Origin of the sequence: Lysinibacillus sp. NPDC093190 (genome assembly GCF_050280425.1) — a bacterium.
In the GTDB taxonomy this organism is placed as follows: Bacteria; Bacillota; Bacilli; order Bacillales_A; family Planococcaceae; genus Lysinibacillus.
This window is the reverse complement of sequence record NZ_JBNNVG010000007.1, coordinates 58,897-75,048: the sequence shown is the minus strand read 5'-3', so window position 1 is coordinate 75,048 and position 16,152 is coordinate 58,897. Positions and strand designations below refer to the sequence as shown.

Below are 16,152 nucleotides of genomic sequence, written 5' to 3'. Positions count from 1 at the left end.
GCTCTGTGCGAAAGCGAAGCGGCAGCAACAAATGTTTTATCTGTGCGAAAGCGAAGCGGCAGCAACAAAGCGCCCAGTCGAAACAAAAATCAACCACACGTTATGATGATGAGTCGATAAAGAACATTAAGGGGAGAAAGTGGGGATTTCATATGACAAAGGTAGAAGTATATCGTCCAAAAAATCACGTACGTTTTGTAACAGCATCGAGTCTTTTTGATGGACATGATGCTTCGGTTAACATTATGCGACGTATTTTACAATCAAGCGGTGTAGAGGTAATCCATTTAGGACATAACCGCTCCGTGGAAGAAGTCGTAAATGCTGCTATTCAAGAGGATGCTCAAGGCATTGCGGTATCTTCTTATCAAGGCGGGCATATGGAATACTTTAAATATATGTATGATTTGCTGCGTGAAAAAGGGGCGCCACATATTAAAATATACGGTGGCGGCGGTGGAGTTATTTTACCACGTGAAATTAAAGAGCTACATGGTTACGGGATTGCAGGGATTTTCTCTCCGGAGGATGGTCGTGTCTTAGGATTACAAGGGATGATTAATGAGAAAATTAAAGGAACTGATTTCCCAACTGCTATAGGTAACTATCAAGAAAAACTTGATGCTCTAACGACAGAAACACCAGAAATTTTAGCAAATTTAATAACTGCTGCTGAGTCGAATGATGATGAAGAAACGAAAAAGATGCTAGAGGAAGCTCGTAAACGTTCAAATGGAACACCTGTATTAGGTATTACAGGGACAGGTGGTGCGGGTAAATCTTCCTTAACGGATGAATTAATTCGTCGTTTCCTGAAGGAGTTTCCGGATAAGCGCGTAGCTATTCTTTCTGTCGATCCGACAAAGCAAAAAACAGGTGGGGCTTTACTTGGTGACCGAATTCGTATGAATGCGATTTTCAATAATCGAGTATATATGCGTAGTTTAGCAACCCGTGGATCTCGTACAGAGCTTACTGCTTCAATTGGGGACGTTATAGATGTAGTGCGTGTAGCGGGCTATGATTTAATCATTGTAGAAACAAGTGGTATTGGTCAGGGGGATGCGGAAATTACAAAATACACTGACCTATCCATGTACGTTATGACAAGTGAGTTTGGTGCTCCAACACAGCTTGAAAAAATTGACATGATTGATTTTGCGGATGTTATCGCCATCAATAAATTTGAACGCAAAGGCTCTGAGGATGCGCTACGTCAAGTACAAAAGCAATATCAACGTTCACGAGAGCTTTGGGATGAATCGCTTGATACAATGCCTGTGTACGGTACGATTGCCAGTCAATTTAATGATAAAGGAACGAATGCTTTATTTGCTGCATTAGTAAATATCATTAATATGAAGGTAGGAAGTAATTGGGAGACGGGTTATGAGCAATTTGCGAAAACTCAAAAACAAGATGTTATCATTCCAAACGACCGTCGTTATTATTTACGAGAACTTACAGATACTGTGCGTGGCTATCATAAAAAATCAGAGCAGCAGGTAGAATTTGCTCGACGTCTATTCCAATTAGAGGGAGCTATTGCAACGATTAATGAAAAAGCGCCAAATGATGCACTTGTAGCATCTCTCACTTCTTTAGCGGAAGGTGTTAGAGCTGAATTAATGGCTGAGTCTAAACGTATATTAGATAATTGGCATGCTTTAAAAGAAGCGTATGCTGGAGACGAATTTGTAACAAAAGTTCGAGATAAAGAAATTCGAACGATTTTAAAGACAACAAGCCTTTCTGGTACAAAAATTCCTAAAGTTGCCTTACCGAAATTCGTAGATTATGGTGAAATTTTACGCTGGGTTTATAAAGAAAATGTACCTGGTGAATTCCCGTATACAGCAGGGGTATTCCAATTTAAGCGTGAAGGTGAAGATCCGAAGCGACAATTTGCTGGCGAAGGAACACCTGAGCGTACAAATAAACGATTCCATTATTTATCGAAGGATGATGATGCAAAACGTTTATCAACAGCATTTGATTCGGTAACGCTATACGGTGAGGATCCAGATTACCGACCAGATATTTATGGGAAGGTTGGAGAGTCAGGTGTATCCATTTGTACACTAGAGGATATGAAAAAGCTTTATGCAGGCTTTGATTTATGTGCACCATCAACTTCAGTGTCAATGACAATTAACGGTCCAGCACCAGTTATTTTGGCGATGTTCATGAATACAGCTATTGATCAACAAGTGAAACTACGTGAGGAAGAGCTTGGTCGACCTTTGACAGTTGAAGAATTTACAGAGACACGAGAGAAAACATTACAGGTTGTACGTGGAACCGTGCAAGCAGATATTTTAAAAGAAGATCAAGGGCAAAATACATGTATTTTCTCAACAGAGTTTGCGTTACGAATGATGGGAGATATTCAGCAATACTTTATCGATCATAAAGTTCGTAATTATTACTCAGTATCTATTTCTGGTTACCATATTGCCGAAGCTGGTGCGAACCCAATATCTCAGTTGGCCTTTACGTTAGCAAATGGCTTCACGTATGTGGAATATTATTTAAGTCGAGGAATGAATATTGACGACTTTGCGCCAAATCTATCATTCTTCTTCTCTAACGGACTTGATCCGGAGTACACAGTTATTGGACGCGTAGCCCGCCGTATTTGGGCAGTTGTAATGCGTGATAAGTACGGTGCCAATGAACGAGCACAAAAATTAAAATATCATATCCAAACATCTGGACGCAGCTTGCATGCACAAGAGATTGATTTTAATGATATCCGCACAACATTACAGGCATTAATGGCATTACAGGATAACTGTAATTCATTGCATACAAATGCATATGATGAAGCAATTACAACGCCTACGGAAGAATCTGTTCGTCGTGCGATGGCCATTCAAATGATTATTACGAAGGAACATGGCTTAGCGAAAAATGAAAATCCATTACAAGGAGCTTTTATCGTAGAAGAGTTAACGGACCTTGTAGAAGAAGCGGTACTAGAAGAGTTTGATCGTATCAATGATCGTGGTGGCGTGCTAGGCGCAATGGAAACACAATATCAACGTGGCAAGATTCAAGAGGAATCCATGTACTACGAGATGTTAAAGCATTCTGGTGAGTTACCAATCATTGGTGTGAACACATACTTAAATCCGAATCCTCCTTCAGAAGATGAAATTAACAATATGGAAATTGCGCGTGCATCTACGGAAGAAAAAGAGACGCAAATTCATAATTTACATGCCTTCTGGAAGCAACATGAAGGAGAGAACAAAGCGGCTCTTGCTCGTTTACAACAAGTAGCTGTAAACAACGGTAATATTTTCGCGGAGCTTATGGAGACCGTAAAAGTCGCTAGCTTAGGGCAAATCACAAATGCTTTATATGAGGTAGGCGGACAATATCGTCGTAATATGTAATTCTAAACGTGCATATCTTCTCGTTGTATAACATTTATTCTATTTTGTACAAAATGTTTGTGTAGTTTTAGGTGTCTAGTCTTAGGATTAGGCACTTCTTTTTATTTCCGTTATAATAGAAATGTAAAAAAAAGGGGAGGCGCAGTAGATGATGAAATCTGCTATTAACTACATCATTATTTTAGCTTTGGTGGTAGGAGTTATTTTCCTGTATGATAAGCAAATTGGCGCTGTTCCTTTACTCTTATTATCTGTCTATTTGTTTTACTTAGGGATAAAAAAAATGCGTGATATAAAAAACAGTAATTGAAGCTAGCAAAGAGGATAAAACTTTGTATATAATGGGTATTATGCTTATGATATGGAAAGTTACTTTTGTGCGGGCTTTTTTGCTGCGCTCCGAAAATAAAGCTATATGAATTTTAAAACGTCCATTGTGATGAAGGAAAGGAAGTGCACGAATGAATTTTCGTGAAATGACAAAAGAACAATTAACGGAAGAATCGTTAATTAACTTAGCTTATGCAATTTTAAATGAAAAGCGTGCCTCAGTGTCTTTTAATGACTTATTAACAATTATTCAAGAGTTTGTAGGCTATAGTGATGAAGAAATGAAAGCTCGCTTACTACAATTTTACACAGATTTAAATGTAGATGGCCGCTTCTTATTTAATCAGGAAACTGGCTGGGGTTTACGTGAATGGTATAAAGTTGAACAGATTGAAGAAGAAACAGCTCCTTCTGTTAAAACTCATAAGAAAAAATCTAAAGCTGCCGTTGAGGATGAAGATGATTTAGAGGAAGATTTAGAAGAGGAAGACATTGACTTTGATGAAGATTATGAAGAATTCGTTGAAGAAGATGAACTAGATGAAGAAGAAGAAGAAGATAAAGAAGATATCGACTTTGAAGATGAGGATATAGAAGACATCGATGAGGAAATCGACGAAGACTTTATCGAAGATGAAGAAGAACTTGAAGAAGAAGAGGATGAAATCTAACTTATTTCAGCAAACATCCGCTGAGATAAAGGAACTCAGTCTAAGAACGCCACGTCCTGTGGCAACGACTGAGTGACCAACATCGTGTTGGCCTAAAGCCTCCGGACGTAATTATGCCGAGGCATAATTGATGATAATTACTCTTTGAAATTTTCTTTCTTTTATCCTTGTAGTAAAAAATCTTGACTTCTATCGCGGTTACGTTTAATCTTTTACTTGGGCTCCTTAATTAAAGGAGAAAGACCGTGTATATAATACGCTCCCCTGCAAACCTATGCAGGAGGAGCGTTTTTTTATTTTTTAACTTTATTCAGTCAAGTTCTCCCATGTTTAGCTACGGAATGAATATAAATGCTCTAAATTATTCATGATGTATAATAATCGGGACTGAGTATATGTTAGAGCTTTTTAAAAGGAAAGTAGAAAAGAGATAGAAACGATTACAGCTTCGAATCGACTACAATTTTGTAGGCATTCTCGGCTTTTCTTATTTTAGGGATAAGAAATATTAATTTTCTTAGCCTGTAGAGATATTTGCACCAATGCTTAGAATTAGCATGTGGCGTGAATGCACTTTTCTTACTAGCAATTTCTAGAACAACATAAGGAGGAATTTTTTCATGACGAAGTATATTTTTGTAACAGGTGGGGTTGTGTCATCACTTGGAAAAGGGATTGTAGCAGCATCTCTAGGTCGTTTATTAAAAAATCGTGGATTAGAAGTAACGATTCAAAAATTTGACCCATATATCAATATTGACCCAGGTACAATGAGTCCTTATCAACATGGTGAGGTTTTCGTAACAGATGATGGCGCAGAAGCGGACTTAGACTTAGGTCACTACGAACGTTTCATTGATATTAACCTAGGAAAACATTCCACCGTAACATCAGGTCGTGTTTATCAGTCTGTATTACAAAAAGAACGCCGTGGTGATTACAATGGTGGAACAGTACAAGTAATTCCTCACATTACAAATGAGATCAAAGATCGTATTCAACGAGCTGGTCGCGAAACAAATGCAGATGTAGTTATTACAGAAGTAGGTGGAACAGTTGGGGATATTGAGTCATTGCCATTCCTTGAAGCAATTCGCCAAATGAAAACGAATTTAGGTCATAATAATGTGATGTATGTTCATTGTACACTTATTCCTTATATTAAAGCTGCGGGTGAGCTAAAAACAAAGCCAACTCAACATTCTGTAAAAGAATTACGTTCTTTAGGTATTCAACCAAATATTATCGTTGTACGCACAGAGCAAGAAGTGCCTCAGGATATGAAAGAAAAATTAGCTTTATTCTGTGATGTTCAACCACACGAAATTATTGAATCTCGCGATGCAGAACATTTATATGAAGTACCTTTAAACCTTCATGCACAAGATATTGATGATATCGTGCTTGACCATTTTGGCATTGAAGCACCAGAGGCGGATATGGAAGAATGGCGTGAGCTTGTAGCAAAAGTGAAGAGCTTACCAAATAAACGAAAAGTAGCATTAGTAGGTAAATATGTAGAACTACAAGATGCTTACATTTCTGTTGTAGAGGCATTAAAGCATGCAGGCTATGCATTTAATTCTGATATTGAGATTGACTGGATTAATGCAGAACATGTAGATGCTGACAATGTTGCTACGCTATTAAAAGGTGCTGACGCAATTTTAGTTCCAGGTGGCTTCGGTGATCGTGGAGTTGAAGGTAAAATTTTAGCGACACAATACGCTCGTGAAAATGATGTACCATTCTTAGGTATTTGCTTAGGTATGCAGCTTGCAACAGTAGAATTTGCTCGTAACGTACTTGGTTTACAAGGAGCGCATTCTACAGAGCTTGATCCAAATACGGAATATCCTATTATTGACTTCCTACCAGATCAAAACGACAATGTAGACATCGGTGGTACATTACGTTTAGGTTTATATCCATGTAAGTTAAGAGATGGCTCAAAGGCAAGCAAAGCCTATGGTCAAGAGCTAGTTTATGAGCGCCACCGCCATCGTTATGAATTTAACAATGAATATCGTGAAGCGATGGAAGCTGCAGGTCTTGTCTTCTCAGGTACAAGTCCTGATGGTAAATTAGTGGAAATTATCGAGTTACCAGAAAAGAATTTCTTCGTAGCATGTCAATTCCACCCTGAGCTTGTATCACGTCCAAATCGTCCACAGCCATTGTTCCGTGATTTTATCGGAGCAACATTCAAATAATGAAAAAAAGAGTTGTCTCAAGTGCTGAGACAACTCTTTTTTATCTTCATTCGGCAATTATTTTAGTAGCGAAAGTATGCCTTTTGAATGAAGATAAAGCCTCTGAACGCATTGTTTATTTGTGCGACAGCATCAATGACGCCAAAGCGAAATTGATGGGATTTTTATAACTCCTCGTCATCAAGGCCAAGCATTTCATCATACGCAATTTTTACTGCTTCATAAACAAAAAGGGCAGCAATAGCATGTGGCACAACTATGCGCTTTCCTAAATCGTTCGGTAATAAACCACCTCGTATGCGTGTTGAAATATACGTATACGCTAAATCTGCTAGTGGGTTTTCGGAATTAGCAGCCTCGCTAGCAACTGCTGCAAATGGAATAAACTGGTTATTTAATTGCTGTGCTAAGGATAATGCATCCTCATCATGTGCACTACGTGTAAAAATGCATACACGATCAGCTTCCGTGATAACTGTATCTTTTGTCCAAGGGACTAACTTAGTAAAACGTTCCGCAGCTTGACATGCATTTAATTCGATAACTTGCATTTCACCAAAGCATGCGAAATAGACATTACCTTCACTAATACCCGCTTGTGCAAGTAATCGTGCTGTTTCTTCAATAGCTTCTTCTTCATTTTGTGTTATTCTTTGTAATAATCCACTCAATTGTGTTGTTAGAATTTTTGACATGGTCCCACCTCAATCAATATTATAGGTTTGAAAAGAGCATAAAGCAAAAGTAGATAATTTATAATACTAGAAGGTATTAAGAGGTTAAAGGAGAATAATACATAATATAGGAAGTTTTTCTGCAAGAATAATAACTCAAAAAGGGCGGAATGAAATGTGAAACGATTACTAATTGTCGATGATCAACCAGGAATTCGTTTGCTTTTAAATGAAGTGTTGAAAAAGGAAGGTTATGGTACATATTTAGCTGCAAATGGTATGGAAGCACTGAAGTATGCTGAGGAGGGAATGGATTGTGTCCTATTAGACATGAAAATTCCAGGGATGGATGGCATAGAAATTTTAAAGCGCTTAAAAGAGAAGTGGCCACAACTCCCGGTATTCATGATGACTGCATATGGAGAATTGGATGTTGTACAGGAGGCATTAGATTTAGGAGCAATTCGATACTTTACTAAGCCTTTTGATATTTTTGAAGTACGTGATGAAGTTAATAAAACATTAAAAGTTTAGATGAACAGGCAGTGGTCAACACCGCCTGTTTTTTATGGTTGTTTTACAATTTGTAGTAATTTACTACCGTTTCATATTCACTTGCTTCCAAAATATATTTTGAGTGTATCTTTGCTTTGGTATGAAGAAATTTTTGTATTTGCTCTTCGCTTTCGCGTAACCTTCGTTCACTACGGTTGGCACTGCCGCTACGTTGCACTCCGCTTTCGTGCAGAAAATAACAGCCCCTGCTTTTCAGGGGCTGAAACCTTCGTTCCGTTGCACTGCACTGCGGTTGGCACTGCCGCTCCGTTGCACTTCGCTTTCGTGCAGAAAACAAAGTAACCTGAAATGCTTTTCAGGTTACTTTGTTTTTGCTATGATTAAATAGCATATCTATGTAAAAAGAATAGTCCTAAGAGGAGGATTTTTAGTATGGCATTAGTATCTATGAAAGAGATGTTAATTAAAGCAAAAGCAGAAGGTTATGCGGTTGGTCAGTTCAACATCAACAACCTTGAGTGGACTCAAGCAATTTTACAAGCCGCAGAAGAAGAAAAATCTCCAGTTATTCTAGGCGTTTCTGAAGGCGCAGGTAAATATATGGGCGGATTCATCTCCGTTGTACACATGGTAAAAGGTTTAATGGAGTCTTATGGCACTACAGTACCTGTAGCTATTCATCTTGACCATGGTTCAAGCTTTGAAAAATGTAAAGAAGCCATTGATGCAGGCTTTACTTCCGTTATGATTGATGCATCTCATCATCCATTCGAGGAAAATGTTGCGACTACTTCAAAAGTAGTTGAGTACGCTCATTCGAAAGGTGTTTCTGTTGAAGCTGAGCTTGGAACAGTAGGTGGTGACGAGGATGGCGTAATCGGTGGTATTATGTACGCTGATCCAGAGGAATGCCGTAAAATGGTTGAACTAACAGATATCGACTGCTTAGCACCAGCACTTGGCTCTGTACATGGTCCTTACCAAGGAGAACCAAACTTAGGCTTTAAAGAAATGGAAGAAATCTCAAACTTAGCAGATCTTCCATTAGTATTACATGGTGGTACAGGTATTCCAACAAAAGATATTCAACGTTCAATTTCATTAGGTACAGCAAAAATTAATGTTAATACTGAAAATCAAATTGCTGCTACAAAAGTAATCCGTGAAGTTCTTGATAATGATAAAGTTGTTTATGATCCTCGTAAATTCCTTGCTCCAGCACGTGAAGCGATTAAAGCAACAGTTATTGGGAAAATCCGTGAATTTGGTAGTGCACAAAAAGCATAATTTTTGTATCTATATGTTACAAAAACACAGATGAATACACATAATAAGAGAAGTGTTGATGCTTTTATCGACCTTCTCTTAATTTTGAAATAAAAAATTTTTGGCGAAAATTCAAATATAAGGCTCATTACCAAAAGATGTGGATGACATTTGTTAAACGTATGTCATGTGAATAATCAACCTCAAGTATGGTAAGTGAACCAAAACAGTGATCAGGAGGGTATATTATGAAATTTTTCATTGATACAGCAAACTTTGAAGAGATTAAAGAAGCACACGCATGGGGTATTTTATCAGGTGTTACAACAAACCCATCGTTAGTTGCTAAAGAAGAGAATGTTTCTTTCCATGATCGACTTCGTGAAATCACAGAGCTTGTAGATGGCTCTGTGAGTGGGGAAGTAATTGCTCTAGACGCGGAAGGTATGATTAAAGAAGGCTTAGAATTGGCTGCAATTGCGCCAAATATTACAGTTAAACTGCCAATGACTCCAGCTGGATTAGAGGCATGTCGCTTCTTTGCAGACAAAGGTATTAAAACGAACGTAACATTAATCTTCAGTGCAAACCAAGCATTAATGGCTGCTCGTGCGGGTGCTACATATGTATCACCATTTATCGGTCGTCTAGATGATATGGGTCAAAATGGTGTAGAACTAATTGAAACGATTGCAGATATTTTTACAATTCATAATATCGACACGCAAATTATCGCTGCATCTATTCGTCATCCGCAGCATGTAACAGCTGCAGCACTTGCTGGTGCACATATTGCAACTACTCCTTTTAAAGTATTAAAGCAACTTTTCCATCATCCATTAACGGAAAAAGGAATTGAAGGATTTTTAGCGGATTGGAATAAGAGAAAAGGCGAATAATAAGATTATATAGTGAGCCAATTGTAGAAAATTACTTTCCAATCATGAGGGAGAACGCAAAATGGATGTTTATAAAATTACAGGCGAAAATCGTCTACAGGGTACAATAAAAGTTAGTGGTGCAAAAAATAGTGCAGTTGCCTTAATTCCAGCATCAATTTTGGCGAACTCTCCAGTGATAATTGGAGGGATACCAGAAATTTCCGATGCTTGGACGTTAAAGGCTTTATTAGAGGAAATCGGTGGAGAAGTTTCATTTGAGGATGGCATAATGACAATTGATCCAACAGATATGATTGCGTTGCCATTACCAAACGGCAACGTGAAAAAGCTTCGTGCCTCTTATTACTTAATGGGAGCAATGCTTGGTCGCTTTAAAAAAGCTGTGATTGGTTTACCAGGAGGCTGCTTCTTAGGGCCACGTCCTATTGACCAACATATAAAAGGATTTGAGGCATTAGGTGCGAAAATCACTAATGAGCATGGAGCAATTTATTTACGTGCTGATGAATTAATTGGCGCAAAAATATATTTAGACGTTGCCAGTGTTGGCGCAACAATTAATATTATGTTAGCTGCTGTCCTCGCGAAGGGACGTACGGTTATTGAAAATGCAGCAAAAGAACCGGAAATTATTGATGTAGCGACTCTTCTTACTAACATGGGAGCTAATATTAAAGGTGCGGGTACAAGTGTTATCCGGATTGAAGGCGTAGAGGAGCTTCATGGTACGGAGCATACGATTATTCCAGATCGCATTGAAGCTGCTACGTTTATGATTATGGCTGCCGCTTTAGGTGAAGGCATTACAATCGATAATGTTATTCCATTGCATTTAGAGGCAATTACTGCAAAACTTCGCGAAATGGGCGTAAAAATTGAAATCGGTGAAGAAAGTATTTTTGTGCCAAAAACGGACCTCTCCACATTGCAAGCCGTTGATGTTAAAACATTAGTGTATCCTGGGTTCCCAACGGATATTCAGCAACCACTTTCTGTGTTAATGTCTCAAGCATTTGGTTCCTCAAAGGTAACAGATACAATCTATACAGCTCGATTTAAGCATATTGATGAACTTCGTCGTATGAATGCCAATGCACGCGTTGAAGGAAATACAGCTATGATTACAGGTCCTAGTAAATTACATGGTTCAACTGTAACAGCTACAGATCTTCGTGCTGGTGCCGCATTAGTATTAGCAGGCCTTTTAGCTGAAGGTGAAACAGAAATTCATGATATCTATCATATTGAGCGTGGTTATAGCTCACTTATTGAGAAATTACGTGATTTAGGCGCTGATATTCGACGTGAAACAATAATGGCTCGCGTAGCAGAGACAAAGGAATAATGAGAGCTAAATATTTTGAACTAACTATGTTACAATAGAGGTAATTTGAATGTTTCGGTGAAGAAATATGCCGATAACGGGAGGCAAATAAAACAATGGAACGTAGTTTATCGATGGAAGTAGTACGAGTAACAGAGGCAGCAGCAATCGCATCCGGGAAATGGATGGGTCGCGGTTTGAAAATTGAGGCAGATGATGCAGCGACGACAGCGATGCGCGTGATGTTCGATACAATTCCAATGCATGCTACAGTAGTGATTGGTGAAGGCGAAATGGATGAAGCACCAATGCTTTATATTGGTGAAGAGCTAGGCCTACGTAATGGGGGTCCTCAAGTAGATATCGCAGTTGACCCATTAGAAGGTACAAATATTGTAGCGAAGGGTACAAATGGTGCAATGACAGTTCTTGCTATTGCAGATAAAGGTAATCTATTAAACGCACCTGATATGTACATGGAGAAAATTGCGGTAGGTCCAGAAGCAGCAGGTAAGGTAGATATTAACGCTTCTGTTACGTATAATTTATTACAGGTAGCAAAAGCTAAAAATAAAGATATTTCAGACGTAGTAGCTACACTTTTAGATCGACCACGTCACCAAGCAATTGTTGATGAAATCCGAGAAGCTGGGGCACGTATTAAATTTATTCAAGACGGCGACGTTGGGGCAGCTATCAATACTGCTTTTGATGAAACTGGCATTGATATTATGTTTGGTACAGGTGGTGCTCCAGAGGGTGTTATTTCAGCTGTTGCATTAAAATGTCTAGGTGGAGACTTCCAAGCGAAGCTAGTGCCAGAAGATGAGGAACAGTTAGAGCGTTGCAAAAAAATGGGTGTAGACGTAGATAAAGTTCTTTATTTAGATGACCTAGTTAAAGGTGACGATGCTATTTTTGCAGCGACTGCAGTAACAGATTGTGAGCTTTTAAAAGGCGTTCAATATAAAGGAGCCTATGCATTAACGCATTCAGTTGTTATGCGAGCTAAATCTGGAACTGTGCGTTTTGTAGAAGGTCGTCACGCTCTTGATAAAAAACCTAGCTATTAATAAAAATTTCTTCTAAAATATACCTAGTGCATCTTTTTGTGCTAGGTACCTTCTTCTAAATTTTCAACCATCCCATAGTTTTATAAGGCTAGTTATGCTTTAATGTTTTGCATAGTTAATTAAAGTACCTATCGCTTTGCTTCAAACTGCTTCATTTCTGACTTATGAATGAAAATGATGACAGGTACGAAAAGATTACAGAGCCTATCGTAAAAAACTTCTTTAATAACCCCAAAAATGGCAATTATATTTTGAAAAAGACTGGAGTTGTGCATATGTCTGCATTGACAATCGCTCAATTAGAAAACATGACGTTAAAAGAGCTTTACGCCCTTGCACGCCAATATAAAATTTCATATTATAGCAAGCTAACGAAAAAAGAATTAATATTTGCTATTTTGAAAACACGTTCGGAGCAAGAGGGCTATTTCTTTATGGAAGGTGTACTAGAAATTGTTTCGCAAGAGGGCTTTGGTTTCCTTCGACCAATTAACTACTCACCAAGTAAAGAGGATATTTATATTTCTGCTTCTCAGATTCGTCGCTTTGACCTACGAAATGGGGACAAGGTATCTGGTAAAGTACGTCCACCTAAAGAAAACGAACGCTATTATGGACTACTACAGGTGGATGCTGTTAACGGCGAAGACCCAGAGGTAGCAAAGGAACGTGTGCATTTTCCTGCATTAACGCCTTTATATCCTGACCGACAAATTAAGCTTGAAACAACACAACGCAATTTATCGACGCGTATTATGGATTTAGTGGCACCTGTAGGCTTTGGGCAGCGTGGGTTGATCGTTGCACCACCAAAGGCAGGGAAAACTTCATTATTAAAAGAAATCGCGAATGCTATTACAACAAATTATCCGGAGGCAGAGTTAATTGTATTACTTATTGACGAACGCCCTGAGGAAGTAACTGATATTGAACGTTCAGTGAATGCAGATGTAGTGAGCTCGACTTTCGATGAGGTTCCAGAAAATCATGTGAAAGTTGCAGAAATAGTATTAGAGCGTGCACGTCGCTTAGTTGAGCATAAGCGTGATGTTATTATTTTAATGGACTCTATTACACGTTTAGCACGAGCTTATAACTTAGTTATTCCTCCGAGCGGTCGTACGCTTTCAGGTGGTATTGATCCTGCTGCCTTCCATAGACCAAAACGATTCTTCGGTTCTGCACGTAATATTGAAGAAGGCGGAAGCTTAACAATTTTAGCGACAGCTTTAGTGGATACTGGATCTCGTATGGATGAGGTCATTTATGAAGAGTTTAAAGGAACAGGTAATTTAGAGCTTCATCTTGATCGCCAATTAGCAGAGCGTCGTATTTTCCCTGCGCTTGATATCCGCCGTTCAGGTACACGTAAGGAAGAGCTTCTTCTTGAGCCTGAACAACTTGAAAAGCTGTGGGCAATTCGTAAAACATTCTCGGATGCACCTGATTTTGCAGAGCGCTTCATGAAAAAATTACGTACGACAAACTCAAATGAAGAATTCTTTGAAAAGTTAAATGAAGATATGAAAAAAGCTACTAAAGGTAAAGGCTTACTATAAACATGAATCACCGTTGACTAGCAATAGTCGATGGTGATTTTTTATTGATTAAAAAGGGCATAGCGTTACATAAAAGCTGATTGTTCCGATAAATGCTGAAATTGTTCAAATAAATATAGTCTCGCTTTGACTATTTGTATATTTTTCATCTCATAAAATAACAATGATATTGATAATCATTATCATTGCCGATATAATGGTAGCATGAAATCTTATTTTTAAGGAGACAGAGATGAATTATGATGCCTATATGCTTCTATGGCAAAATGCATTTATCCAGTTGAAGCAAATTGATTATGTCAGTAATACCGCTGTACGAATGTCAAAGGTTTTAAAAAATAGCACATTTCTTGTTATGACAGCAGGAGATGCAAAAATTAGCATTGATGAGCAACCTTATCATGTTCAGCACTTTAGTATTTTCCACATTGGAAAGTCCCAATCTCTCCATATTACAGCACCAAATAGCATTAGCTACTTCCTCATTTCCTATAAAGGGGATGTGCTATACAAAGACGCATTTTTGCTACACTTACAGATGCAATATCAGCCATTCCAAACAAGTTTCTCTTGTGTACCATCAAATCCAATAGCCATCCATACAGTTCTGCAAGATATGTACAGCAAATGGCAGTCAGGTTCTATTCAAGAGCATTTATCAGTGAAAGTATCCTTTTATGAATTCATCTATCGCGTTTTTCAAGAATTAGCAGAGGGACATGGGAAACCACATGACATTGATAAGGCAGAAGTAGCACGTCTGTATATAGAGCAACACATTCGTGAACCTTTATCCGTCCAAGCTCTTGCCGATTTACTGAACATTAGTACACGTCATTTATTACGTATTTTTAAAGCTCGCTATAAAGTTGGTCCACAAATTTATTTACAGGAGCTAAGAATAGAAAAGGCCAAGCATTATTTAATAGCTAATCATTATGGCATAAAAGAAATTGCTATTTCACTTGGATTTGAAGATGAAAACTATTTTAGTCGAGCTTTTAAAAAAGCAACAAATATGGCGCCAAGTAATTTTAGGCTGAAATATACATCTAGCTTGTCCGAAATTGCTATTACAAATGAGAATCATTTTCAATACAATAAGAATCAGCTCGCGCAAGCAAAACAATTTGAAAATGAGGAAAATAACATAATGATGAAAAAAATAAGTAGGAATTTAAAGATACCGTTTTTATTAAGTCTATTCGTTTTACTTGCAGCATGTGGGAATGATACAAAACAATCTGCTGAACAAAAAGAGAATGCAACGACGTCAGAAGAGGCACAGACTAGAACTGTAACTGATGATAGCGGACGACAGGTAGAGATTCCAGCAAAAGCAGAACGGGTAGTGACAGACTGGTACCTTGGACAAATTCTAGCGTTGGATGTCGTCCCAGTAGGAGCAGTGACAGCTAATTTAGACTATGCTGCATTTTTAAAACAGTATTACAAGGAAGGCGAAATTTCTAATATTGGTACAGATGGTAATGCGTCATTAGAAAAGATCTTAGAATTAAAGCCAGATTTAATCATTACATGGAATAAAGAAGATGTAGAGAAATATGAAAAGATTGCACCAACTATTGTATTTGCTGAATCAGCACATAAATCAGCTACCGAGGAAGTTAAAGCGATGGGCGAATATTTAGGTCGTCAGGACGAAGCTAGCGTATTCGTTCAAGAGTTTGAGAACAGAATAGCTCAAGCGCAGAAAAAAATAAATAATGCAATCCCAGAAGGAGCAACTTTTACTATTTTTGATGTGTTCGAAAAAAATGCAACAGTTGTATCGAATTCAAGTGTTTCAGGTGGAAGAGCACTTTATCAAATACTTAATATGAAGCCACAGGAAAAGGTGCAGAAGCTTTTTGATACAAAAGAATCTTCAGGTGGGCGTTATGACATTTCCTATGAAGTGGTGGGAGACTATGTTGGGGATTTTGTTTTTGTTATTAATTTCTTTAATAAAGAAGAGAAATTCCCTTCCACTTGGACAAATTTAGATGTTGTAAAAAATAATAAAACAATCGAATTAGAACCAGAATATTATTTTGCTTCTGATCCACTCTCTGGATTACACCAAGCTGAAGATATGGCTGACAAAATAGTAGAGTTTACAAATGCTCAACAGCAATAATGCGGATTACAAAAACGTGAGCTACCTGTGTATGATCAGGTAGCTTATTTACTAGAGAACTATGAATGATATTGATAATAGGA

At 38.1% G+C, this 16,152-nt stretch carries 13 protein-coding genes; 12 read left to right on the top strand and 1 reads right to left on the bottom strand.

Going from position 1 to position 16,152, the window contains the following annotated elements:
• The first annotated feature begins 152 nt into the window (after nt 1–152).
• The 5 genes from icmF to ACQKOF_RS07895 all read left to right on the top strand — a co-directional run bounded on the left by icmF (nt 153) and on the right by ACQKOF_RS07895 (nt 6,785).
• Nucleotides 153–3,401 carry a fused isobutyryl-CoA mutase/GTPase IcmF gene (gene icmF, locus ACQKOF_RS07915; RefSeq protein WP_427555223.1) on the top strand — a complete coding sequence of 1,083 codons (3,249 nt, stop codon included), beginning with the start codon at nt 153–155 and terminating at the stop codon, nt 3,399–3,401.
• 148 nt (nt 3,402–3,549) lie between these two features.
• Nucleotides 3,550–3,711, top strand: coding sequence for a hypothetical protein (locus ACQKOF_RS07910; protein ID WP_170938864.1), 162 nt, complete (start codon nt 3,550–3,552; stop codon nt 3,709–3,711).
• Nucleotides 3,712–3,862: 151 nt separating this feature from the next.
• Nucleotides 3,863–4,402, top strand: a complete 540-nt coding sequence (gene rpoE / locus ACQKOF_RS07905; RefSeq protein WP_427555221.1) for a DNA-directed RNA polymerase subunit delta — start codon at nt 3,863–3,865, stop codon at nt 4,400–4,402.
• A 620-nt stretch (nt 4,403–5,022) separates the two neighbouring features.
• The gene (locus ACQKOF_RS07900; protein WP_427555219.1) at nt 5,023–6,615 is read left to right on the top strand and encodes a CTP synthase; all 1,593 of its coding nucleotides are present in this window, start codon (nt 5,023–5,025) and stop codon (nt 6,613–6,615) included.
• Entirely contained in the window at nt 6,615–6,785 is a 171-nt protein-coding gene (locus ACQKOF_RS07895; RefSeq protein WP_427555217.1) for a hypothetical protein, read from the top strand. The genes ACQKOF_RS07900 and ACQKOF_RS07895 overlap by 1 nt, the downstream gene beginning before the upstream one ends.
• On the opposite strand, the gene ACQKOF_RS07890 is transcribed toward ACQKOF_RS07895, so the two are convergent.
• The gene (locus ACQKOF_RS07890) at nt 6,780–7,310 is read right to left on the bottom strand and encodes a DUF2529 family protein (RefSeq protein WP_427555215.1); all 531 of its coding nucleotides are present in this window, start codon (nt 7,308–7,310) and stop codon (nt 6,780–6,782) included. The two genes, ACQKOF_RS07895 and ACQKOF_RS07890, sit on opposite strands and share 6 nt — an antisense overlap.
• 156 nt (nt 7,311–7,466) lie before the next feature.
• Here ACQKOF_RS07890 and ACQKOF_RS07885 point away from each other — a divergent pair, with 156 nt between their 5' ends.
• The 7 genes from ACQKOF_RS07885 (at nt 7,467) to ACQKOF_RS07855 (ending at nt 16,069) form a co-directional block, all read left to right on the top strand.
• Entirely contained in the window at nt 7,467–7,823 is a 357-nt protein-coding gene (locus ACQKOF_RS07885; RefSeq protein WP_053484466.1) for a response regulator, read from the top strand.
• Between the two features lie 414 nt (nt 7,824–8,237).
• Entirely contained in the window at nt 8,238–9,092 is an 855-nt protein-coding gene (locus ACQKOF_RS07880) for a class II fructose-bisphosphate aldolase (protein WP_370044672.1), read from the top strand.
• Nucleotides 9,093–9,319: 227 nt separating this feature from the next.
• On the top strand, nt 9,320–9,970 hold the full coding sequence (fsa, locus tag ACQKOF_RS07875) for a fructose-6-phosphate aldolase (RefSeq protein ID WP_053484463.1): 651 nt from the start codon (nt 9,320–9,322) through the stop codon (nt 9,968–9,970).
• Between the two features lie 61 nt (nt 9,971–10,031).
• Nucleotides 10,032–11,318: a UDP-N-acetylglucosamine 1-carboxyvinyltransferase gene (locus ACQKOF_RS07870; RefSeq protein ID WP_427555212.1), complete on the top strand. Its 1,287-nt coding sequence runs from the start codon at nt 10,032–10,034 to the stop codon at nt 11,316–11,318.
• Nucleotides 11,319–11,413: 95 nt separating this feature from the next.
• Nucleotides 11,414–12,370: a class II fructose-bisphosphatase gene (gene glpX / locus ACQKOF_RS07865; RefSeq protein WP_100546229.1), complete on the top strand. Its 957-nt coding sequence runs from the start codon at nt 11,414–11,416 to the stop codon at nt 12,368–12,370.
• A gap of 275 nt (nt 12,371–12,645) precedes the next feature.
• Nucleotides 12,646–13,929 carry a transcription termination factor Rho gene (rho, locus tag ACQKOF_RS07860; RefSeq protein WP_427555210.1) on the top strand — a complete coding sequence of 428 codons (1,284 nt, stop codon included), beginning with the start codon at nt 12,646–12,648 and terminating at the stop codon, nt 13,927–13,929.
• 232 nt (nt 13,930–14,161) lie between these two features.
• On the top strand, nt 14,162–16,069 hold the full coding sequence (locus ACQKOF_RS07855) for an AraC family transcriptional regulator (protein WP_427555208.1): 1,908 nt from the start codon (nt 14,162–14,164) through the stop codon (nt 16,067–16,069).
• The last annotated feature ends 83 nt before the right edge of the window (nt 16,070–16,152 follow it).